This window comes from Shewanella sp. AC91-MNA-CIBAN-0169 (genome assembly GCF_040310165.1).
Lineage (GTDB): Bacteria > Pseudomonadota > Gammaproteobacteria > Enterobacterales > Shewanellaceae > Shewanella.
The window spans coordinates 67,304-91,622 of the sequence record NZ_JBEOPM010000020.1 but is presented as its reverse complement, the minus strand read 5'-3'; the positions used below and the strand labels follow the sequence as shown (position 1 = coordinate 91,622).

17 protein-coding genes are annotated in these 24,319 nt (G+C 41.9%); 4 read left to right on the top strand and 13 right to left on the bottom strand.

The window, feature by feature from the left end; all coding sequences use genetic code 11:
* Nucleotides 1-129 precede the first annotated feature (129 nt).
* The 4 genes from AAEY98_RS16460 to AAEY98_RS16445 form a co-directional block, all read right to left on the bottom strand.
* Entirely contained in the window at nucleotides 130-1,416 is a 1,287-nt protein-coding gene (locus tag AAEY98_RS16460) for a peptidoglycan DD-metalloendopeptidase family protein (protein ID WP_101088090.1), read from the bottom strand.
* A gap of 312 nt (nucleotides 1,417-1,728) precedes the next feature.
* A complete protein-coding gene (locus AAEY98_RS16455; protein WP_351018223.1) occupies nucleotides 1,729-5,427 on the bottom strand; it encodes an AAA family ATPase in 3,699 nt (1,232 codons plus the stop codon).
* The gene (gene sbcD, locus AAEY98_RS16450) at nucleotides 5,427-6,755 is read right to left on the bottom strand and encodes an exonuclease subunit SbcD (protein ID WP_351018220.1); all 1,329 of its coding nucleotides are present in this window, start codon (nucleotides 6,753-6,755) and stop codon (nucleotides 5,427-5,429) included. The genes AAEY98_RS16455 and sbcD overlap by 1 nt, the downstream gene beginning before the upstream one ends.
* A gap of 91 nt (nucleotides 6,756-6,846) precedes the next feature.
* A complete protein-coding gene (locus AAEY98_RS16445; protein ID WP_041413055.1) occupies nucleotides 6,847-7,608 on the bottom strand; it encodes a TSUP family transporter in 762 nt (253 codons plus the stop codon).
* Nucleotides 7,609-7,905: 297 nt separating this feature from the next.
* Here AAEY98_RS16445 and AAEY98_RS16440 point away from each other — a divergent pair, with 297 nt between their 5' ends.
* Nucleotides 7,906-8,583, top strand: a complete 678-nt coding sequence (locus AAEY98_RS16440) for an SDR family NAD(P)-dependent oxidoreductase (RefSeq protein WP_101088082.1) — start codon at nucleotides 7,906-7,908, stop codon at nucleotides 8,581-8,583.
* Between the two features lie 403 nt (nucleotides 8,584-8,986).
* Entirely contained in the window at nucleotides 8,987-9,190 is a 204-nt protein-coding gene (locus AAEY98_RS16435) for a hypothetical protein (RefSeq protein ID WP_101088078.1), read from the top strand.
* 108 nt (nucleotides 9,191-9,298) lie between these two features.
* On the opposite strand, the gene AAEY98_RS16430 is transcribed toward AAEY98_RS16435, so the two are convergent.
* The 8 genes from AAEY98_RS16430 to AAEY98_RS16395 all read right to left on the bottom strand — a co-directional run bounded on the left by AAEY98_RS16430 (nucleotide 9,299) and on the right by AAEY98_RS16395 (nucleotide 19,383).
* On the bottom strand, nucleotides 9,299-9,685 hold the full coding sequence (locus AAEY98_RS16430; RefSeq protein WP_101088076.1) for a ribonuclease E inhibitor RraB: 387 nt from the start codon (nucleotides 9,683-9,685) through the stop codon (nucleotides 9,299-9,301).
* Nucleotides 9,686-9,695: 10 nt separating this feature from the next.
* A complete protein-coding gene (locus tag AAEY98_RS16425) occupies nucleotides 9,696-9,929 on the bottom strand; it encodes an RNA-binding S4 domain-containing protein (RefSeq protein WP_101088074.1) in 234 nt (77 codons plus the stop codon).
* 50 nt (nucleotides 9,930-9,979) lie between these two features.
* Nucleotides 9,980-10,786: an SDR family oxidoreductase gene (locus AAEY98_RS16420; RefSeq protein ID WP_101088072.1), complete on the bottom strand. Its 807-nt coding sequence runs from the start codon at nucleotides 10,784-10,786 to the stop codon at nucleotides 9,980-9,982.
* Between the two features lie 27 nt (nucleotides 10,787-10,813).
* Nucleotides 10,814-12,016 carry a cyclic di-GMP phosphodiesterase gene (locus AAEY98_RS16415; RefSeq protein WP_351018216.1) on the bottom strand — a complete coding sequence of 401 codons (1,203 nt, stop codon included), beginning with the start codon at nucleotides 12,014-12,016 and terminating at the stop codon, nucleotides 10,814-10,816.
* Between the two features lie 156 nt (nucleotides 12,017-12,172).
* A complete protein-coding gene (locus AAEY98_RS16410; protein ID WP_351018213.1) occupies nucleotides 12,173-12,694 on the bottom strand; it encodes a DUF2919 domain-containing protein in 522 nt (173 codons plus the stop codon).
* A gap of 54 nt (nucleotides 12,695-12,748) precedes the next feature.
* A complete protein-coding gene (ligA, locus tag AAEY98_RS16405) occupies nucleotides 12,749-14,761 on the bottom strand; it encodes an NAD-dependent DNA ligase LigA (RefSeq protein WP_182744304.1) in 2,013 nt (670 codons plus the stop codon).
* A 101-nt stretch (nucleotides 14,762-14,862) separates the two neighbouring features.
* Entirely contained in the window at nucleotides 14,863-15,927 is a 1,065-nt protein-coding gene (zipA, locus tag AAEY98_RS16400) for a cell division protein ZipA (protein ID WP_351018209.1), read from the bottom strand.
* A gap of 21 nt (nucleotides 15,928-15,948) precedes the next feature.
* Nucleotides 15,949-19,383, bottom strand: coding sequence for a chromosome segregation protein SMC (locus AAEY98_RS16395; protein WP_351018206.1), 3,435 nt, complete (start codon nucleotides 19,381-19,383; stop codon nucleotides 15,949-15,951).
* Between the two features lie 160 nt (nucleotides 19,384-19,543).
* Between AAEY98_RS16395 and cysZ the strand changes: the two genes are divergently transcribed.
* Both cysZ and AAEY98_RS16385 read left to right on the top strand, forming a co-directional pair.
* Nucleotides 19,544-20,317 carry a sulfate transporter CysZ gene (gene cysZ / locus AAEY98_RS16390; RefSeq protein ID WP_101088060.1) on the top strand — a complete coding sequence of 258 codons (774 nt, stop codon included), beginning with the start codon at nucleotides 19,544-19,546 and terminating at the stop codon, nucleotides 20,315-20,317.
* A 260-nt stretch (nucleotides 20,318-20,577) separates the two neighbouring features.
* Nucleotides 20,578-22,962 carry a carbohydrate binding family 9 domain-containing protein gene (locus tag AAEY98_RS16385; protein WP_351018226.1) on the top strand — a complete coding sequence of 795 codons (2,385 nt, stop codon included), beginning with the start codon at nucleotides 20,578-20,580 and terminating at the stop codon, nucleotides 22,960-22,962.
* Nucleotides 22,963-23,075: 113 nt separating this feature from the next.
* Here the strand turns inward: AAEY98_RS16385 and AAEY98_RS16380 are convergent, their stop codons facing one another.
* Nucleotides 23,076-24,302: a response regulator gene (locus tag AAEY98_RS16380; RefSeq protein ID WP_174839635.1), complete on the bottom strand. Its 1,227-nt coding sequence runs from the start codon at nucleotides 24,300-24,302 to the stop codon at nucleotides 23,076-23,078.
* Nucleotides 24,303-24,319: the final 17 nt, after the last annotated feature.

Below are 24,319 nucleotides of genomic sequence, written 5' to 3'. Positions count from 1 at the left end.
AAATCCCCACCAGAATACTGGTAGGGATTATCTTTCATCTGCAAGATCGGTCAAGTGCCCTTAAACGATCGGCATTGGCCAATATAGGCTGCATTTTTATCGTTCAGAGTTCGCTTACACGCGTTGTGATTAGCCTAAATCCATCATCATGCTACGGCTATGCACCAAAGCTTGAAACGCTTGTAGTTGCTTTTTAGGTAATACAGTAGCTTCTGCAATATTGGCTTTCATTGCGTCGATAGGACGACCATTTACAATAAACTCATAATGTAAGTGAGGACCTGTTGAAGCACCAGTATTACCCGACAATCCAATCGGTTGACCACGAGTGACACGTTGGCCTCTTTTAACTAAAAACTTCGATAAATGCAGGTAGCGTGTGCTGACCTTATTGTCGTGTTGAATCACAATATAGTTGCCTGCATAAGGATGTTTAGTCACCATAGTGACTATGCCATCTCCCGGTGCTACGACTTGCGTACCTATTGGGGTAGCAAAATCAGTGCCGTTATGTGGACGAATACGACCAGTAATTGGGTGTTTACGGTTAGGGTTAAAGCGCGAACTTAAACGAACTTTTCGATTAAGCGGAATACGTTGAAAAGCAGGCGTTAAACTTTGACCTTCAATGTCGTAATAATTGCCATCGACATTTTGAAACGCGGTAATGTCGCGACGGCCGGTATTAATACGAATGCCTTCAATCGATGTTGTGCCTGTTGGTTCACCTTCAACAAATTGGTCGTTAACCAAAACCGAAAAAGTATCACCTGCGCGCAACTCACGAGAAAAATTTAATTTCGTTTTTAACAGAGTTTCAACTTTTTGAATTTCAGCGGCACTTAAACCAGCGTTTTTAGCCGATACATAAAAAGAGCCGTTAATTTCTCCGCCAACGATGCGATTTTGCCAAATGCCATCGATGTTAATGTCATTAACACCGTAAGTTCCGTCTTTAAAACGGGAGAATACCACTTGGTGAGCAGGGCTAAAGTACAGTTCTAGCTTATCAAGCTCGCCATTAGCGTTGTCCCAAAATTGGATTCGGTTACCCGGCAGAAGTGTATCTAGTGCTAAGACTTCTAAATCAGCCTCAAGTACTTTATACATGGTTCGTTGGTCGATACCGGCTAATTCAAATAAATGACTTAAGGTATCACCACTTTCAATCACGCGATTTAAAATCGGTGAAATAGGCTTTACCAGCTTCAAAGCGCTATCTTGTTGAGCTATGTGTGGCAATAACGAATCGATATCGATTGCCACTGGAATACGTTGTGATGAAAACTCTTGTTGTGTTGGCCATAATAAAGCCGCCCCGACAACAAATACACTCGCTAGCAAGACTTTCTTGTGCAAGTTTGGCAAGTTCAATTGACTTACCGCTGGCCTTTGGAAGCCCATAATTTTACTCATTAGCAATGTCTAATCCACCCTAAAAGATGACGCTTTATATTTTTTATTTTTCTTTTACTGCAAATTGTTATTGCGATATTGGGCATAAATTCAGTTAACGCTATGCCTTCATGTCGTTTTTTATGGTGAATATGACCCAATATTTGATACTACGGCATCCGGTATAAACAGCTAAAAATACGGACTTTTGCACTCAAATTGCATATCAACGCTCTTTTATATCAAAAAATAATCATTTTACAAATATAAAATGATATTTAATTAATAATTAATTTGAACTCGATTACAGTAATCATGGGAGTTTGAGGCAGATCAAGACCCACTTACAGCAAACTCACCCTGCAATTTACTGATACCAAGACCGTTCATTTTAGTCACTTTTATCTGTACGTCGATCCGCTCTTTCATGGCTTCAATATGGCTAATGACACCAATCATTTTGCCCGACGCATTTAAATTATCTAATGCGTCTAAAGCGGTATCTAACGTTTGACTATCCAACGTACCAAAGCCTTCATCTAAAAACAGTGAGTCAATGCTCGTTTTATGACTAACAAGGTCAGATAATGCGAGTGCAAGGGCTAGGCTCACTAAAAAGCTTTCACCGCCCGACAAGGTTCTGGTGTCTCGTACTGCATCACCTTGCCAGGTATCGAGTACTTGTAGCTCTAACGCATCGGACTCTTTGCGTTCAAGTAAGTAACGACCTTGCAAACGTTCCAGCTGTCTGTTCGCCAATGCCACTAAATGGTCTAAAGTAAGCCCTTGAGCAAACTTACGGAACTTATCGCCCTTTTGTGAGCCAATTAACGAATGCAGATACGCAAGATCGTCGTAATCTTGTTGCATTTGAGCTTGTTCCGTGAGCAGTTGCTGTTGCCCTGCCCGCTTATTGGTATCTTGCTCCAACTCATGGCTTAAGCGCCACAGTGTTTGCTTGTCTTGTTGGTGCTTAGCTTCAATCGTTTGATGTTGCAGCATTATATCGCTGTGTTGAGCAATATCGTATCCGTGTTGCTCTGCCAGCTGCGCTAAATCCGTTTGTTTTGTTAAGGCTTGCTCAACTAACGTATTGGCTTTGACAATGTCGTTATCAAGTTGCAGTTTTAATTGCTGTAAGGTGTGACGCTCTTGTGGCGTCAATAAGGCTTGCTCAAATGATTGTTGATCAGCAAATGGGCTTGATTGTAATGCCGCTTGCCATTTGGCCTGCAACTGCTGTAACTCTTGATTAACCTTGGTGACTTGCTGCGTTGTCGATTGCAACTGCGCTTGTAAGCCAGCAAAATGTTTATCCGCCGTTTGCAATTGTTGTTGAATTGAGACAAATACCTGCTGAGCTTGATCTACTGCGTGTTGGCTAAGCAGCTTTTCATCTTCAACCACTTTCTCTGCAAACACGGCTTTACGCTTTGTGAGTACCGAATCGAGTTGCTCGTTAAGCGTAACCACTTGCTCAGTCACTTCCGCTAGCTTGGTTGCTATTTCAGAGGTGTGTAGATTGTTTGCGGTGAGTTTTTCTGCGGTGACACTGAGCTGCTGTTGGTTATCGATAGCCTGCTGCTGCGCTTCAATCCAACGTTCAAGTTGTTGTTGTAAGTGATGCAGCCAAGCGTCGGCATCCTCAAGTCTCGGCGGCGTTAACCCTGTGGCAATAATGTGTGCATCCAGTGCGCTGCTAAGTTGCTGTAGTTGCTTGTTAACAGATTCAATTTGCTGCTGCTGACTCACTAAACCTTGGGATAAATTATCAAGCTGTTGTTGCAATAATCCATGCTGATTAACCAACACTGCCAACGCTTGTTCTGCTTGGGTAGCATTGTGCTGATGTTGATGTAAGGTTTTTTGGCATTGGTTAAGCTGACTTATCGTTTGGGCAAGTTGCTGCTGTTTGGCTTCTGACTGGGCAATATAATCAGTTAGCTTATGTTGTTGCTGCTCATGTAATTCAAGCGTTACCGCAAGCGCCTGAGTGTGTTGTTGCCACTGTTGCTCAGTTAATTGTAATTCAGTTTGCGCTAGGCTCAATTGCTTGAGCGAATTGTCATAGTTAACTTGCAACGCCGTTTGTTGATTTTTAAGCTGCTCACCTTGCTGTTTAATCGCATCTAGTTCAATTTGTAGTTGCTGCATTCTTTGCTCGGTAACAGACACATTCAATGCTTCATAACGCTCAACTAACGGGTGCTCTGTCGAACCGCACAATGCACAAGGCTCACCGGCTTTAAGCTTGGCACGCTCTAAGGTTAAATTGGCTATTTGCTGTTCTTGCTGCAATATGGTTTGCAGATCTTTTACTTGCTGATTTTTTTCACTCCACTGGGTTCTTACCTGCGAAAGTGACAGCGCTAAAGCCTGTAAATCAGTGTTAAATTGCACCGATTGACTGCTTAATTGCTGGTATTGTTGCTGCTGACGCACATAGTGACTAAATAGCTGGGTTAACTGATAACGCCCAGCTTGCTGCTCGACCAGTTGTTGGTAGACATGATTAATCTGACTTTCGTCTTGGCCGGCCAATAATGCTGTTATTGCTTGCTGGCTGTCGGCTTGTTGAGCCAACGCTTGGGTGACCGTCGTTTTGGCAAGCTTAATTTGTGGCGAAAGTTCAGTTAACGTTGTTTGAGTTTGCTCGATATTGTGTTGTTGCTGAACTCGTTGAGTGTCAAGTTGGCTCAACTGCTGGTTTAATTGCAATACTTGGCTATATTGCGTCTGCCAAGCCGCAAACTTTTTGGCCACTTCTTGGCCTTGTGGCAAACTATCAAGTTGTTGCTGTATGTCTTGCTTTGCCGACGTGAGTTGCTGTTGCAACGCCATCAACTGTTGCTGTTGCTCAATCGTTTTGTGTTGTTGCTCAGCCGTTTGCTGATGGCTTAATCTGACCTGAGACAACTGATAGTTCAATTGGCTAATGCGTTGGTCTAACGGCAACACCTGTTTGTCGATAAGATTAAGCAAATCTTTGTGTGCTTGATTGGTTTTATCAACGCCTTGCTTAGCTTGCGTTTGCTTGTGGGTGTGCTGTTGCAGTGTTTGTTCAGCTACACTAACTTGTTCCGTTAACTGTTCAATCTGTTCCGATAATACTCGGGTGCTTAACTGGGCTTTTTGTTGCTGTTCAAATAGAGGCTGGATTTGCTGTGCTGGCTCACTATGTTCAAGTCGAGTTAGTTCATCGCTATGTTGCTGTACGCGAGACAGTGCTAGTTGCTGTTGAGCCTGAACGTTAACTAATGTCTGCTGCGATTGCTCAGTATTGTCCGCCCAGGTAATAAATTGGCTTAATTGAGCTAATTGCTGTTGATCGATCACAAGCGCCTGATTGAGTTGTTCAATCTGTAGTTGCTGCGCCACAACTTGTTGTTGATCAAATAACTCAACACTGCCAAGCTTAGCTTCAAGCACTTTTAGGTTAGTTTTGGCATCAGAAAAATGCTGATGCACTCGCGCTGAAATTAAGCTGTAAATTTCAGTACCCGTTAGCTCTTCCAATAGTTCTGCGCGCTCATTGGCTTCGGCATTTAAAAAAGCGGCAAACTGGCCTTGTGACAACATCATCGACTTAGTGAAACGAGCAAAGTCGAGTCCGGTGATTTCTTCAATTAATTCGGTTTTACGTTTTATCTGACTGGCAAGGATTTTACCGTCACTGAGTTTAGCCAATTCGACTTGCGCATCTTGTAAATTGCCATCGGCTTTGTCGCGCGAACGACGCTGACTCCAAAACGCTCGGTAAGCGACACCTTTAACTTCAAATTCAACTTCAGCTAAACATTCTGCAGTGCCACGAGTCATTAACTCGTTGGTGGTTTTAGAAATATTACTTAACCGCGGAGTACGATGGTAAAGCGCTAAACAAATCGCATCGAGAATGGTGGTTTTACCTGAGCCTGTAGGACCTGTAATAGCAAATAAACCGTTTTCAGCAAATGGCGATTGGGTGAAGTCGATTTTCCACTCATTTTTAAGTGAGTTAATATTTTTAAAGCGAAGGCTTAGAATTTTCATTATTGCTCACCCTCGGTAGCACTTTTTGTAGCAACGGCTTCTGTCGACGTTTCTTGTAACACATGGCTCGCAGCCGTTTCTTGACTGTTTCGCTCAGACTCCACTTCGGCATACACTTGGTTAAAGCGTTGCTTTATTCGTCCTAACTGTGCCTGTTGCGATTCACTCTCAAACTCTTCTTGCGACAAACGTCGCCCAAATACCTCGTCGACGCTGAGCTCAGATAAGGTTTCATTATCGAGCTGCTTAATGTGTTGCTGTCGTTGACTGCGGGCACGCTTTAACTGCAATACTTCAACCGCTTTGTCTTGAGTCATGTCGGCAATGCGCGATTGCAAATCAGACAAATAATCTTGTTGTGACACCTCAATGCTCAACCAAGTCGTTTTTGCGGATTCTGCTTGCAAAGCAAATGCGTTTATCTGCTGCTCAATACTATCTAAGTCGCCTTTTAACACCTGCATCGGCTGGAAAACTGGCACCATTAATGCTGTGATTTGAGATAATTTGGCATCACTAAATTCGACCAAGAATACGGATTTATTAGTGGTATTATCTGTCGCGAGTTCATCAAAACTTAACGCTATCGGTGAACCGCTGTAACGAATATGTTCAGATTTCGCCACCACTTGGGGGCGATGAATATGACCTAATGCAATGTAGTCTGCGGCAGGAAACAGCGCTGCATTAAAGGCATCTAAACTGCCAATATAGATATCACGCACGGATTCTGAAGTACTTGCACCCACTGTGGTTAAATGACCTGTCGCAATAATGGGTACTGGCGTAGTAAATGTATTATTGAGTTGTTCAGCTTGCTCAAAACAGCGCTGATACAACTCGCTAATGGCATCACCCAATTTACGTTGTTTATCAATTGATGACTCACCTGATTCACTTAGCACCACATCACGCGGGCGTAAAAAGGGTAAACCACATAAAATAGCACCCACTTCACCTTGGCGATTTTTGAGGGTAAATACATGCTCTTCAACATGCTCGAATGCACCTGGAATAACCACAGTATTTAGGCAAGCAAGGAGATTTTTAGATTCATTCAACGTCGACACAGAGTCGTGATTACCGCCCAATAAAATTAGCTGGCAACCTGTTTGTTTAATTTGAACAATAAATTGATTGTATAGCGTACGGGCATAACTTGGCGGTGTGCCAGTATCGAAAATATCGCCCGCGACAATAAGCGCATCAACTTGGTGGATGTTGATTTGCTCAAGTAACCACTGCATAAAGGCCTGGTGCTCAGCTGCGCGACTTTTACCATAAAAATATTGGCCAAGATGCCAATCTGATGTGTGAATAATGCGCATAACATCCCTTCAATAAAAACAAACACGTACACCACATAATGCTGGCGTTAATAAACCCAAATTATCGCTACTATGATCACATGTACTGCTATCACATGTATTGCGACCACAATAATTTGCCGCTCATGCCCAATGACATCACTACCACCAAAGGTTTAATGATTTTAACGCCTTTAGTCACCACTAAACGTGAACCTAACGTAGCACCAATGGCTTGGCCTACCAGCATAATCAATCCCAATACCACTGCGACTTGACCACCGATTAAAAAGAAAATTAACGACGCAATGTTAGTGGCAAAATTGAGTAGCTTTGCATGCGCGGTTGCCTTGGCCAAACCAAAGCCGGCCAATGACACAAATGCTAAAGCAAAGAAGCTGCCGGTACCGGGGCCAAAGAAACCATCATATAAGCCAACGCCCAATGCGGCAGTAAAAGCAAACACACTTGGGGTGAGGACTTGTTGGCGATCTTGTTCACTTATTTTTTTAGAGAATAAAAAATAACAACCAATGGCTAGAATTAAAAATGGCAGCACGACCTCCAATAATTTAGCGTCGATCATTTGTACTAATATTGTGCCAATTGATGCACCAATAAAAGCGCATATCAACGACAGTTTGATACTGCGTAAATCAACCATCCCTTTACGTACAAAATATAAGCTCGCAAAAAAGCTGCCACCGCACGCTTGCAGTTTATTAGTACCCAATGCCGCTGCTGGAGGTAACCCTGCCCACATTAATGCGGGAATGGTCAGTAAGCCTCCGCCGCCAGCAATCGAGTCGATAAACCCCGCAACCAGAGCAACAAAAAATAAAATAACCGCGAGTTGGAGCGTGAGTTCAAGCATGGGGAGTCTCGTTATTAGGAATAGCGTGAAGTCGGCTGACATAATATAAGGCGTTATTAGACAATCTTTATCGTCAAAATACAAAGCGTTCTGTGTAATTTATTCAGCTTTACCCAACTAATTTCAGCTTGGGCTAATAAACACTGACCAAATAACGTATTACCCATTAATAAGCTTATATTGACTTAAACATCAGATTTGAAAATCGATTTGAGAAATGGACTACAACCGCTTTGCTGTTCACTTAGGCATTGTTATAGTAGTCGGCCTAGTAAATATTGAGCTGAAGGTTTTATTATGATTGTTATTACCGGCGCAAGTAGCGGCTTAGGTGCTGCACTAACACAACTGTATGCTGCAGAAAATCAACCGTTATTGGTGACAGGTCGCAGTGAGCAAAAATTAGCAGGTGTAATGGCTGGCCTAACTCAACCAGAGCAAGCTAACGTACAAACTCACACAGCAGACTTGTGTGTGGCCGAAGATGTCAGTGCATTATTTTCGCGTTTATCAGCGCCGCCAAGCAAGGTTATTCATTGTGCTGGCAGTGGTTATTTTGGCCCTATCGAACAACAAGCACCTGAAGCGATTAATCAGTTAATCCACAACAATCTCACTTCAAGCATTCTAGTGCTGCGTGAACTTATTAGTCGCTATCGTGATCACAACGTTACTGTAGTAGTCGTGATGTCGACCGCAGCGCAAGCTGGCAAAGCAAATGAGTCGACTTACTGTGCCGTAAAATGGGCCATAAAGGGATTGGTAGAATCGTTACGATTAGAATTGAAAGGCAGCCCGATGAAATTGATTGCGGTATATCCAGGAGGAATGGCAACGGACTTTTGGCAAACCAGTGGCAAAGACATTAATACATCAAGCTTTATGACGGCAACAGAAGCCGCCACCATGCTCAAGCAAGCCTTAATAGCGACAGAACATGGATATGTCTCTGATATCACCATTAACCGAGGTTAATATTCCATAAATTAGTTAACCTAAAATAGAACGAACAGTTTATTATCCCTAGTTAGTTATTCGTGCCCAAGTTAGCTATTCGTGATGTTCTTAAGTTTAGGTTTATTTGGATAAAAACGGTTTGGTTGACCAGTACCAGCAATATATCCACCCAGCAGGGGCAAAAATGAGATTTAACACAAGAGCGTAAAAACCCACCAAGGGTAAATTTGTGGTTTTCCCCTTGGCAAATCTTAAGGTGAAGAACACCACAACTAGGGTTAAAACGAAAATAATTTGGCCAATCAATGTGCCATTTAACTCCATGATTACACCCTTTAACCATCAAACCCGTTATGCTGAAATAGCAACGACGCTAAGCTGATGATACATCTAATATTAGATTATTGATAAGGCTACTACAATGTGTAAAAAAATCATCGTAATACTGATATCGTTTAGCTTTATTCTATCTTTGTCCGCCTGTGCTGAATTAAAACAGACTGGCAAAGAAATCGGTCACACCACAAAAAAAGTGACCACAGCTATCGGTCACGGGACGCGCGATACCGTTAAAGCTATTGGACATGAAACCAAAGAAGTCATTAATGAGATAAAAGAAGACTAAACCACGTCGCTTTGTATAATCAAAAAGCCGTTAATGCTGGGCATTAACGGCTTTTGTTCAATTGAATAATTCAATCTATAGTGAAGACTATGTTAGTTGCTGGCAATGTTAGTGCTTACAATGCTCAGTGTGAACATGGTCATCATCTGCAAATTCATTATCGCTGGCTTGGTTTTGCATCACGCCCCAACCATCAGAAATACCGTCAAACTCTTTGGCAAAGTTATTTAACTCAGTTTCTTTAGCCACAAGCGTTGCGTATTCAGGTACCATTTGCAGGCAAACAATCACTTCCCACTTGGTGCTTTCTTCATCAAAGTTAAGCTCAAGCTCACCTTGGATGTCTTTTTGGCTTAATGCTTCTAAGGCTGACTCGGCATCACGTTGATCGTCAAACACCAAGAAGAAATCGACTTCTATTGATTGAGTAAGGTCAATACCGGCATCTGCCATTGCAGCCAACATTTGGCCATTATCATCTTCTGGGAATTGCATTTATCAATCCTTACTGTGCAGGAACAATTTCAATTGTCGCGCCATTGAACGAAACGACATCGCCAACAACACACTTTTTACGTTTACGAGTATCAACTTCACCGTTGACGGTAACTTGACCTTCGGTAATGACATGCTTTGCTTCGCCACCACCGTTCACTAGACCGAGTACTTTGAGTACTTTGTACAGTTCTACGAATTCATCACCTTGAAGTAATGCAAACGCTTGAGTTTGAGTCGTCACAATAATCGCCTTTTAATCAAAATATTCTGGCTATTATAGCCTATGCCAGTTTAGCAAGCATCAAGCATTTTGAATGGATTATTAAACGCATATGTAAACCCTAACTGATGACAGATTAACTGCCCATCGATAGTTTTATTGGGTTGTTGTTGTTGATTAAATTCTGGCGCACTTAACCCAAGATGTTCAGCGGCAGCAACATAAAACTCACCACGAGTAGGATGAACGTTTGCAGCAAGATTATAAATAGCTAAAGTATCGTTGCGAGAAAGAATTAAGCTAACAGCAGCAACACAGTCATCTAAATGCACCAGATTAACCGCAACATTGGCGCCACTGACATCCGTTTTTCCGGCAAAAAAACGTCCGGGATGTCGCTTAGGTCCAACCAAGCCTGAAAATCGTACAATACAGCTATTTTTCATAGCTGAAAACATCGCTTCTGCTTGTAATAATGTACCACTGGTATCATTAAAAACAGCAGCATCTTGTTCGGTTACAGTTTGATCTAGCGAAGGATAAACCCCAGTCGTACTGATGAAAATAATTTTTTGATATTGGCGTTCACCCATCAAGTTTATTAACTGAGTTAAATAGCCAAGATAATCAGTTTCGCCTCGTCTAAGTCCCGGTGGTATGTTAATCACGATAGCGTCTGCATCGAATAAAGACGAGTTTTTTGCTTGGTTAGTCACATTGGCCAAATCTAACTGATAAGCATCAATACCGGCTTGCTGTAATTGGACTAAATCCTCAGAGTGACGTTTTGAAGCCTTTACCTTAATACCTTGCTTAACTAATTGTGTCGCGAGCGGCAAACCGAACCAACCACATCCGATAATAGTAACTGTATTCATGTATTCTCGATATTACGACGTTAAATTTTAATGATTGAAGTTATTGAAGTAAAAACTAATTGGACTATTGGCTTGCAATGTTTTAATGGCACCCTCAGATAATTCGTCTAATTTCATCACTTCTTGAACTTGAACATCTTCGTTAATTAAAAAACGAAAACTAGGTTCCCCCCCACTGAGGTTACATGACCACACATGTGGCTGTTTTACATCGGCAGTTGTCATCATCACCTTAGCGATGCTTTCGTCGGTTAAGCGCACTATAGTGCCTGGAGGATAAATACCTAATATTTTAACTAAAACCGAAATTAAATTATCACTGTGTTTACTGCTGTGAGTTTTAAATAAAATACCCAGTGCAACTTGTGGCGTTTGGTATTGATGTAACAGGGTTTCATAGTCATTAGCTAATGACACTATTTGGGTGGTGGGTAAAATTTTAGCTTCGGTCAGATTATTAGGAAAACCGCTACCATCAATAAACTCATGATGATGCAACACTATGTCTAACATGGCTTCAGGAAATAATCCGGTGCGGTTAAGCATCTCGTGGCCAAAGTTAGGGTGCATTTTTAAAAAGTTAATTTCATGGTCAGTTAACTCACCACGTTTTTTACGTCGGATTGCCTCTGGGACTTTTAACTTACCTATGTCATGAAACAAGCTGCCTAATGCAATGTCACGAACCTCTTTTTTAGACAGTGATAATGTGTGAGCAATCATCATAGAGATCACCGCAACTGAAATACCATGTTGAGTAACACTAACATCTGTTTCGCCACTGCCCACGAGCGTTAAATGAGGGGTTTCACTTTCATACAAATGATCGACTAAATCTTCAACTAAGGTGGCCGCTTCACGATAAGCACCTTCAGGATCACTGACTATTTTACCAAAAACGGTTCGACTATCGTTAACCGATTTTACAAAGCGCTGTTGGCTAAGTCGCATACTTTTTTTAGCCAAAGGTCGATAATCAATTTCTTGTTCAACAACCTCTTCTGGTGGCTCAATTTCAACGGGCTCATCAACTTTAGGCAGCAAATCATGGCCATCAATCACGTACACAAATGACACATCGAGACCTTTGATCATCTCGATTTGCACTTGTTGTTCAAGCTTTACTTTACTGCGAAAAAAAGGATGGCTTGTCCATGACAAAGGCAGCTTAACGGTTAACCCGATAACCATTTGCGAAACAGGTATTTGTGTTAATTCTGTTTTAGCCAAAGTACTGATCCTTTTTCACATTAGCCAAGTTATGGCCGAGATGATAATGTCATTTCTACGCTAACATTTTTGAAATAGAGCTATGTGTATCAAAGTCATACATTTTAATGTTTTTGGAAACCAATAAATAATAGTGCATTTATACCAAGTCGTACATTATTTCGTATATGGCTTAATCTCATCATCAGATATGGTTTCGACTTGCACAGTACTATCATCAGGGGTCCAGTCGGTAAAATAGTAATATAGCCGCTTTGATTTGAAGACATAAATAACTGACCAAAACAGAAAAAGTGCATCAATCGAATAGCCAATTTTAAACAAATAGTCATCGTGCATCATACGTTGGAACAAAAATAGTCCATCAATAATGAGTAATCCCCACAAAAACCAAGCACTACGTCTAAACAAAGGTATTAATATCGGCCAGCTGCGTTTACGCTCGGCAATAATAAGTCCATAAATCAGTATCGCCCCGACACCAGCAATTAGCGCCGATACAAAATCACTTTTTTCAGGATAAAATAACCTTACTAAACCAGCACGGTCATTAAACTGGGTTAAGGATGCAATAAAAATACACCAACCACGGGCTAAAAAGACCAAAATCAAATACAAAAATAATGGCGGTTTTATATGACCACGATCATCTAACCAAGTAATATTACTAAAATTCACAATAAACTCTTATCGGCATGCACCAGCATAAATAAAGCAATACTAGTTTTTATGTTAGTTAGCCGCATTTAATAAATCCATTAGAGCTTGTTCATCTATCACCTTAACGCCCAACTCTTCAGCTTTGGCTAACTTAGAGCCAGCAGCCTCGCCAGCGACAAGGCAATCAGTATTTTTCGAGACACTGCCAGCCACTTTGGCGCCCAAAGCCTGTAATTGGGCTTTGGCATCGTTACGATTAAGTTGAGTTAGCGTACCAGTTAACACCCACGTTTGCCCTTTAAGACTAAGCTGCGATTCGTCAGCTTGTTCAATAACAGGCCAAGTAATGCCGGCTTCAAGCAATTGCTCTATTACTTCAATGTTATGTGGCTGTGCAAAAAATTGTCGAATGTGTTTTGCTACAATGTCACCAACATCAGCGACTTCGAGCAGTTGTTCAACGCTAGCAGTTCGAATACGCTCAAATTCGGCAAAGTGTTGGGCTAAATTAGCGGCGGTAGCTTCGCCGACTTCGCGTATCCCAAGACTATATAAAAAACGCGCCAATGTAGTGGCTTTAGCGTGTTTAATCGCCGCGACAATATTTGTGGCTGACTTCATCGCCATGCGATCTAACATCGTGATGCTAGAAGCGGTCAGGGAAAACAAGTCTGCTGGCGTTTTGACTAGTTCTTTATCAATTAATTGCTCAACGATTTTATCGCCCATGCCATCAATATTTAATGCTTTACGGGATGCAAAATGCTTAATCGCCTCTTTACGTTGCGCTTCACAAAAAAGTCCACCACTACAACGCGCTACAGCTTCACCTTCTAAACGCTCAACAATGCTTTGACACACCGGACAATGTTGCGGAAAGATAATATCTTGCGCATCATCGGGACGCTGTTCTGGCACGATAGCAACAATTTGTGGGATAACATCACCTGCGCGGCGAATAATCACTGTGTCGCCTATTTTCACCCCAAGACGGGCAATTTCATCAGCATTGTGCAAGGTCGCGTTAGACACGGTCACGCCACCGACAAATATCGGTTTGAGACGGGCAACAGGGGTAACAGCACCCGTTCGGCCAACCTGAAAGTCAACCGACTCTAACAAGGTCATTTCTTCCTGGGCTGGAAATTTATAGGCTATGGCCCATCGAGGGGCTTTAGCGACAAAACCAAGAGTTTGCTGCTTAGCAATGTCATTGACCTTTATGACGACGCCGTCGATTTCATATTCGAGCGCACTGCGTCTGGCCATAATATCAGCGTAATATGCATAGACTTTTTCTAATGAGTCAGTCACTTTCACTTCACTACTAACGGGAATACCCCATTGTTGCAACTGTGTCAGTTGGCCATAATGGCTTGTTTGCATCGGTTGTGACTCGCCTTCGACCACACCTAATGCATAAGCATAAAACCCAAGTGCCCTTGAAGCAGTAATTTTACTGTCTAATTGGCGCAAACTACCGGCTGCAGCGTTACGAGGATTAACAAAGACTTTGTCACCTTTGCTGATTTGACGCTGGTTTAATGCCTCAAATGCCGCTTTAGGCATAAACACTTCGCCACGGACTTCAACTAAATCTGGAAATCCTTCACCGCGTAACTTAAGAGGAATTGAACGAATAGTGCGTACATTTGCAGTAATATCTTCGCCAACGCTACCATCACCTCGCGTTGCGGCGCGTTCAAGAACGCCGAAACGATAAGTAATACTCACGGCCAAACCGTCGAGTTTAGGTTCGCAAACATAATCAACGCTATCGACTTTATCCGTTATACGCTTATTAAAAGCAGCGAAATCAGTTTGTTCAAATGCATTGTCGAGACTTAACATCGGTTTAAGGTGGGTAATTTGAGCAAATTTTTGTAATGCTATACCACCGACGCGTTGTGTCGGTGAATCTACCGATTTAAATTGCGGATAGTCACGTTCTAACTCGGTTAAGCGCTTAATTAATCTGTCGTATTCAGCATCGGGTATTGACGGAGCATCATCAACGTAATAACGAATATTATGTTGGTTAATGGTGTGAGTAAGTTGATCCATTTCAGTTTGAATAGCGTGCATTGTGGCATCCGTCATACAGGTTGTAACCGTGATTTGCTTGATAAAGTGTAAAGGTATAAAACAATTAAGGCCGCTGCTGCGGCCTTAATAAAAACATCAACCTACGCCGCATTGAGTCGTCGTAAATAATCTTTTTTGGTTGCATCTGACCAAGGTTGGCGTTGTCCATCCAATAATTCAGCACCGAGATCCTCGGCAATTTGATAAGCCGAGTTCAGCATAATGGTGAAGTTCATCAATGGATCGCCATAGCCAGGTAAGGTCATAAACAACACCACACCTTGGGTGACAAATTGTTCCATATTATCCGGGTCAAATATCCCAGGCTTTAACATGTTAGCGAGTGAAAATAGCACTTTGCCAGTACCAGCATTGTCGATGTGGCGATGAAAAATATCCATATCACCAAATTTGAAATTGAGCGACAACAAACTTGGCAATAATTCTGCGCCTTTGATTTGCTCGCCTGCTTTAGCAACAATGTGCAGTACTAATACATCGGTCGGCTCTACAGGTTCATTTACTGGAGCATCTGCTTTAGGGGTAATAACCTCAGATTTAACCTCTACTTCAGCTTTAACCGCTACTTCAGGGCTAACATCCACTTTTGGCACCGCGGCTTGTACCGTTGGCTTAGTGGGTTCTGGTCTGGCGGCGACAGGTTTACCTGTGTAACTTTCTAATTTGGCTGTACTGGTTGAAGTATTGAATATCTTTTTAGGGGTATTCATTGACGTACTTGCCGTAGGAGCAGGTTTAACATCGTCTTCAACAAATAAGCTTTGTTGCGCAGGCTGTACTACTTTAGGTTGAATATGTTCTGGCTCAGTTTGGTGCGGACCAGGCTGACGCAGTGAGTCTTGTAAAGGCGTATCGGTGAGCTTAGTTGCACCTGAGTGTGGTTTTTGACTTAAATTGGTCTTTAATACAGGCTTAATGACTACATCTTCAACCTCACCGGGTTTACGTACACGCACTTTGCCAATGCCATCGGCATCAAAACCTTCAGAGTTTCGACGTTTAGCTTGGTCTTTATAAAATCCTGCCATCGGACTTTGTTTCATAGATTTAGGTTGTTGTTTGCGAATCGACCAAAAACCGTGCACTAACACCGCAATAATTGCGATCGCGCCTAATACGAACAACACCAGTTGTAGATCTTTCATTAGATTCCCTGTCTTGCAAATTTATACCGCGTCTGCCATGGCGACGGCGGCTTCAATGTCCACTGCGACTATTCTTGAAACGCCAGGTTCATGCATAGTAACGCCAATAAGTTGATCAGCCATTTCCATTGTTATTTTATTATGACTGATATAAATAAATTGCACACTTTGTGACATTTCTTTCAGTAACCGACAAAAACGTTCGACGTTGGCGTCATCCAAAGGTGCATCTACTTCATCTAGCATACAAAAAGGTGCTGGATTCAGTCTAAAAATGGCAAAGACTAATGATAAAGCGGTTAACGCTTTTTCTCCACCACTAAGTAAATGTATGGTGCTATTCTTCTTACCTGGCGGTTGCGCCATGATGGTAACACCCGTTTCAAGCAGGTCATCACCGGTTAATGCCAAATAAGCCCTTCCCCCACCAAATACTTTAGGAAATAGCAGCCCTAAATCATGGTTTACCGTTTCGAATGTGGCTTTAAAACGGCTTCGGGTTTCTTTATCTATCTTACGGATTGCGTCTTCTAAAATCGCTAATCCTTTATTTAGGTCGTCATCTTGACTGTCTAAATAAGCTTTTCGTTCTCGTTGCGATTCAAATTCTTCAATGGCTGCAAGGTTGATAGCACCTAAACGTATAATGTTCTGTTTTACTTTTTCAAGCTGTTGCGACCAAACATCAACAGATGCATGTTCAGGTATGTCGGCAATGACCTGTTGTAGCTGAATTTGCTGTTCTTGCAGCAATTGCAGCTGCCCATTCGCCTGCCCTTTTAAGCCCTCACGACGTAACTTTAACGTGCTTATCTTTTGAGTCAAGTCTTGTAACACTACAAGCTGTTGTTTTTGCATCAATACTAAACGGTCTAAACTGGTTTGAAGCTCTGCTTGTTGAGATCGATTTTGCTGTAATTGCTGCTGTAGTGCTTGTTGCTGCTCGAGTGCTTGCGCCAGCTGTGTTGATAATTGACTTAAATCATGTTGACCTTGTTGTTGCTGATTGTCGAGCAACATTTGTTGTAACTGAGTCAATTGACTGACTAATTCTGTCTGTTTTTCATGTTGTTGCTTTAATTTTTGTTCACTCAATGCTTGCTGGGTAGCATGTTGTTGCACTTGTGCTTGCAGCTGTTTAACGCTATTTGCAGCATCGGTGCGAATAACTTTGGTTTCACGCAATTTAGCTTGGCTTGTTTGCCAAGCTTGTTGAGCAACATCGTGTTGGTTCATTGCTTGCAACAATATATCTTCTTGCGTTAGCACTTGTTCTTCAAGGGCATCGACATGCATTTGTTTATCACCCATTTGCTGTTCAAGCTTGGCGATTGATTGGCTGCATTGCTGTTGCTTATCGCGTTTCTCAACGGCTTGTTGAGTTAAACTCGTCACCAAAGAGTGCAGTTTTGTCTGCTCTATTTGCAACTGATGACAAGCCTGTTGGCATTGATTCAGCTCTACCTGAGTGGTCGCGGCGCGTTGAGTTAACGATGTCAGAGATTGTTGAGACAATAGCTGTTGTTGCTCAAGTTCTATTAATTGCTGGCTTAAGCTTGCTCGCTCTTGGCTCAGTACAATAGCGGATTGCCCTGCCTGAGTATGATTGAGCACAAAACCATTGCCTATCAAGTAACCTTCTTGAGTGGCAATATATTGCTCAGGAAGCAATGTTGGTAATAACTCTTTTGCTTCACTGAGACTGGACGCCCACACAACATGTTGTAACCATGGCGTTAAATTAACTGGGGTTGTTAAAGCCGGATAGGTCACTTGATGCTGTGGCTCAAAACCCACTGTAGGCGGAGAAACGCTCAATGAAGATGTTTGCCCCAACCCTAGAACAGGTAATTGACTTAAGCCTTGTAACACTTTATCGACCGCTTTCTCCCAGCCAGGCACAACCTCAATAACTTGCCATAATTGTTGGCCATCATCTTGAGTATGATCGGCCAGTAACTCATCAATAAATTGCAATCGAGAATGATGACGAGTGACAGTTTGCTTAAGGGTTTGATAAACATCACTCGATTCAGTGACGGCTTGTTGCTGCTCAAGTAAGGAAAGCTCAAGTTGACTGTACTGCAGCTGTTTATCATTTAGTTGTTGTTCAACATTAGCTAATTCTGCCGTGCTGTTTTGCAACTGCTGTTGGTTGTTTTGCTGAGCTAAAACAGCTAACTCTGTTTGTAATTGAGCTAAGTACTGTTCGTTTTGAACCAAACTTTGCTGTTGATGGCTCAGCGTCGATTGGCTCAGTGCCAACTGCATTTTATGAGTCGCTAAGGTTTCAGCATATTGGGTTACTTGTTGCTGCTGATCATCACACGCTTCTTCGATAGCAAAAACTTGCTCATCGATTTGCTCAAGCACAATACTCGCCTGTTCATAAGCGGGTTGGTGAGTATCCAATTGCGCAACTAATTGCTGATGAGTATCGGTCATGCTGACAATATTATCGTCAGCTTGTTTGATTTGCTGTTGTAATACTTGAATTTGTTGCTGTAACTGAGAGTCTTGCTGTTGCTGATGAGCAAGCTGTTGCTCAAGCTTGGTCATGGTATTACCGGCTTGGTAATATTGCTCTACCAGCTTATGTTCAGCATCACTGAGCTCAGCCAATTGCTGTTTCAGCTGAATAACACTGGTGTCGCCCTGTTGTGCGGTTTTGGCTAACGCTTCAGATTTAAGCTCACCTTCGGCCGTTTCGGCATCAAGTCTGTCTGTTTGCTGCAACAATTGCTGATAGCGCATCACTAATAGTTGGCTATGCAACTCTCGTTCGCTATTTTTTAATTCGCGGTACTGCAGAGCAGCTTTTGCTTGTTGCGATAATTTGTCTAATTGAGCACCGAGTTCAACTCGAATATCGTTTAAACGTTCGAGGTTTTCACGGGTATGACGAATACGGTTTTCGGTTTCACGGCGACGTTCTTTATAACGCGAAATGCCTGCAGCTTCTTCAATAAACACTCTTAATTCTTGAGGTTTAGATTCGATTAAGCGTGAAATAGTACCTTGCTCGATAATGGCATAACTACGCGGCCCAAGACCCGTACCCATGAATAAGTCGGTTATGTCTTTTCGACGACATTTTTGACCATTGAGGAAATAACTTGATTCACTGTCGCGGTTAACTTGTCGCTTTACCGAGATTTCTTGATAACTGGCATATTGTCCAGTGAGCCTTCCCTGAATGTTCTCGAATACCAGTTCGACACCCGCAACAGAAATGGGTTTGCGTGCCGATGAGCCGTTAAAAATAACGTCGGTCATCGAATCACCGCGCAAATGCTTTGCTGAACTTTCGCCCAGCACCCAGCGCACGGCATCGATCACATTGGATTTACCGCAGCCGTTAGGGCCAATAATCGCTGATAAGGCGTTATCAAATGGGATTTTAGTTGGGTCTACAAACGACTTAAATCCAGCAAGTTTTATTTGTTTTAATCTCATGTTGCCAGTTCAGGTACGCATTAAAAGGAAAAAGCAGCTCACTTTAGCAATTGAGCAGCTTTTTGTAACGATTTTTATCCTTTTGACACAGTTTATCACTTGTTTTATTGTGCTTGGCTCGTCAAAATCAACAATATAAGTCACAAAATAGGCAGTCTCAATGGTTACCAATTCAATAATCGCCAAGAAAAGTGGTGTGAATTATTTTATCCAAGGGTTTCAATTAATTAAACAACCGGGTTTGCGCTCATTTGTCTTTATACCGCTGATGATCAATTTAGTCTTATTCGCCTCAGCGATGTATTTTGCACTAGGACAATTAACAGCATTATTTACCTGGATGGATGGACAACTTCCAGAATATCTAAGCTGGTTGAATTTTTTATTATGGCCATTAGCCGTACTAACAATGCTAGTGGTAATGTCATTTTTATTCAGTTCCGTAATGAACTGGATTGCAGCGCCGTTTAATGGTTTGTTGGCCGAAAAAGTCGAGCAGCATCTCACCGGAAAAAGCTTAAACACCGGCGGTTCAGTCGATATGATCAAAGATTTGCCGCGGATTTTTGGTCGAGAATGGATTAAGCTAAAATACTATTTACCACGAGCATTATTGTTTTTAGTGTTATTTTGGTTGCCGATTATCGGCCAAACTGCAGCGCCCATTTTATGGTTTTTATTCACTGCGTGGATGATGGCAATTCAATATTGTGACTATCCATTTGATAATCATAAAGTGCCTTTTGATGATATGAAGTTCGCCCTCAAAAATACTAAAGGATCTAGTTTTAGCTTCGGTGCTACCGTGACAGTGTTTTCAATGATACCGATTGTAAACTTTATCGTTATGCCGGTAGCCATTTGTGGTGCAACCGCTATGTGGGTCGATAAATATCGTGACGCCTACAAAAATAGCAGTATTGCCCCAGATTAATCTGTAGAGAATTAATGCTTAGATGCATGGATGCATGGATGCTCCAACAGAGACCAGCTTAGATTACAGCGCCTCAAGACAAGCCCGATAGCGACTATCGGGCTTTTTTATTACATTCACGCAAGCTAATTTAACATTCAGTAACAATTTAGTGATGATTTTAGTACAAGTCGGACCTACGTTTTAAGGACTTTTTTGCGACAATAAGACAAATAATAAAAAATAAAAAATAAAAAAGAGTAAAAGTGATCAACGACTTAATGCCAACTAGCAGCTTAACCCCAATCAACCGATTAACCCGCACCTGTGACGTTATATTCACGTTAGCATTGGTAATATTAAGCAGTTTATTATCTTTTGCTGCGTTTGCGGGGTCGAGCCAGCAATTTCATCTCGACATCCCGACCATCAATGAAGATATTGAGCTTGATGGCGACTTTAACGAGCCTGCATGGCAACATGCTACCGAGGTAATACTGCGTTATGAAACCTCTCCTGGAGAGAATACCGCTGCACCAGTGACAACCACAGCTAAAGTCTATGCGTCGAACACCAGCCTATATTTTGCGTTTACTGCCCACGATCCTAATCCGGACAATATTAGGGTAAATCTACGTGATCGAGACAAATCCTGGGGCGATGACATGGTGGGTATTAAACTGGATACCTTCAATAATGCTCGTTTAGCCTACCAATTTTTTATTAACCCTTATGGCGTCCAAAGTGATTCCATAGAAAATGAACTCACAGGCCAAGAAAGTGATGCGTGGGACGGGATTTGGTATAGCAAAGGTAAACTGACCAAAAACGGTTTCCAAGTTGAGGTACAACTCCCCTTAAGACTGTTTAATTTTGATGACAGTAATCCAATTCAAACTTGGGGCATTGAGCTTATTCGCTTTTATCCTCGCAATGAAACCCATCGCTTATCCACTCATAAAATCGACCGTAACGTGTCATGTCAGTTATGCCAATTAGGTATCGTATCGGGTTTAGCCGGCGCAACTCAGGGTAAAGACTTACAACTCACGCCCTCTATTGTGGCAAATCAAAGCCAGCAACGAGACGTAACACAAGCCCAACCTTGGAGCGATGACAGTAATGTCGATGTTGGATTAGATTTACGTTGGGGGATCACACCGACTACCTTACTTAACGCCACCATTAACCCAGACTTCTCTCAAGTGGAAGCCGATGCGGGTCAGCTAGATGTTAACAACACATTTGCACTCTTCTTTCCTGAAAAGCGCGCCTTTTTCTTAGATAACAAAGATTACTTTGATACCCAATTAGATTTGCTACACACCCGCAATATTAGCTCGCCAGATTATGGTTTAAAATTGACCAGCAAAACCGACAACCATACTGTTGCAATATTGGCGGCCAATGACACTCAAACCCAGTTTTTAGTCCCTGGCAATTTAAGTTCTGATGTGGCGATATTAGATCAGCAAAGTCATAACATGGCGGCTCGTTATCGATTTGACCCCAGCAGAGAGTTTTCAATCGGTGGCCTAGTGACCTTAAAACAAGCGGATGATTATCATAACTATGTTGCCAGTGTTGATATAAAGTACCAACCGACGAAACAAGATACTTTTACCGCACAATATGCGCATTCACAAACAGCTTATCCGGACGATTTATTCACTAACTTTTGCAATACGGATGATTGTTTACAACCATCTGAACGATGCGAATTTGGTGATTGTAATATTAACGAACGCGTTTTACGCACCCATAAAGACGATAATTTTAACGACAACATGTACGCGGTTAGTTATCAACATGAACGCCGTAATTGGTATGCCAGTACTCACTACGAATCTACAGGTGATGATTTCCGTGCCGATCTTGGCTTTATCGACAAAATTGATGTCGCAAAATTTGTCGCTGGCGGTGGCTACATTTGGTATCCAGATAATCATTTCTTCAGCAAAATCAACCTCGGCGGCGATTGGGACATTACTCATAATCAAAACAACGAACGACTCGAGCAAGAAACAGAAATGTATATCGAGTTTGACGGCGGACTTCAAAGTTTTATCGCCACAGGGATAGTGCAACGACAACGAGTGGGCAGACGCCACAACCCGAGCATTATTGATATAGAGAATAACACTAGTGAATTTAATGAAACCTTAGGTTGGTTTTACACTAACTTCACTCCTATTGGATCGCTGAAATTAGAACTAGATGTGAACTATGGCGATGACATTGATTTCGCTAATGACAGGCCTGCAACTATCACTATGTTGAATCCGGGTATCGAATGGAAATTAACGGAATCATTAGTGCTTGATATATCACACCGCTACCAGACATTAGACGTCGATGATGGTCGTTTATTTACCGCTAATCTCAGTGATATGCGCCTCAATTGGCAGCTGACGCTAAACAGTTTTATCCGCTTAAGCAGTGTGTATACTCGCATAGAGCGCGACCCTGACTTATATCGTTACCAACGTCCAAATACACTGTATCAAGATATGGGTAATGAATTGCTCTATGGCTATAAACTTAATCCCCAAAGCGTGTTTTATCTGGGTTATTCAGACGCATTTATTGCTAATGATGACATCGACTCGTTAACCCAAGACGAAAAAACCTATTTCATGAAACTCAGTTACGCTTGGCTGCTTTAGGCATAACCAATAGGTTTACAATTAACCTTGTCGGGACAGCCATAGATGCAAAAAAGCCGTTGATACTCAAGTATCAACGGCCTTATATTAGCTAACTCATCAGATGAAGTAACTTACTGAGAAACAACTTTATTGCGACCTGCATTTTTAGCTTTATACAGCAACTCATCGGCACGTTGCAGTGCATGGTCTAATGTTTCATTACTCAAGGTAGACACGCCGCAACTAAATGAAACAGACAAATCCCCTGCCGAGGTCATTATCGGGTTGCTTTCACATTGTTCCCGAAATTTATTCACTAGTAGGCTAGCTTTAATGGCATCTAAACCTTTAAAAGCAACAACAAATTCTTCTCCACCAAAACGCGCTACAGTAAAGTTAGCTCCAAAGGCGTTTTCTAAGCGTTGCACAAATTCAATTAACACTTCATCGCCGACATCATGGCCATAGGTATCATTGATTTTTTTAAAAAAATCAATGTCTAATAGTGCCACTGATAGCAGTTTCTGTTCCGAATCATTTTGTTGGTATTGACCAAAAAAATAACGCCGAGTGTAGGCTTTAGTTAAATAATCACGATTGGCTTTACGCCACAAATTACGCATCATATCGAGTGAATCAAGGGTGTTAAGCACTCGACAATGAAACTCTTCATGCACAAACGGTTTTTGTAAAAAATCATTAGCGCCGTTTTTAATAAACTTTGCCGACAAACTTTCATCATTGTCATTAGACAAACCAATGATAGCGATATCTTCACGGTTAAACTGCTCACGTACCCGCAAAACAAGTTCAACACCATCAACCTTTGGCATGTTGTAATCAGTAATAAGCAACTGAATATCAGGCTGCGCCTCTAATACGGCTAATGCTTCTTCACCGTCATTGGCTTCAATAACTTTGAACAAATGCTGTTCAAGCAGCATTTTTACAAACTTACGACTCACCAGCGAATCATCTGCAACCAATACTTTAACGTCTTGATTGCGATAAAGTCTGTCAATTAACTTGACCACATACTGATAGCTGTGACGTTTATCTTTTGGGATATAATCAACGATGCTGAGTTTCAAGATTTCTCGACGTTGAGCAGCATCTAGATTACTAGTCAGCACGATACAAGGAGTCGAATACGATGCCACTAACTTGACAATATCGCCGTCAGAAGCATCGGGTAAATTTAAATCTGCAACCACTACAAAATATTGATTTTTTTCTAAAAAAACCAATGCACTCGACATATCAGGTGCGATATCCACATGGTATCCAAGATCCTGAACAATCATGTGTTTTAATATTTTCGATACCGTGGTGCTATCTTCTACAATCAACACTCGCAATATGGTCACCTTTATTA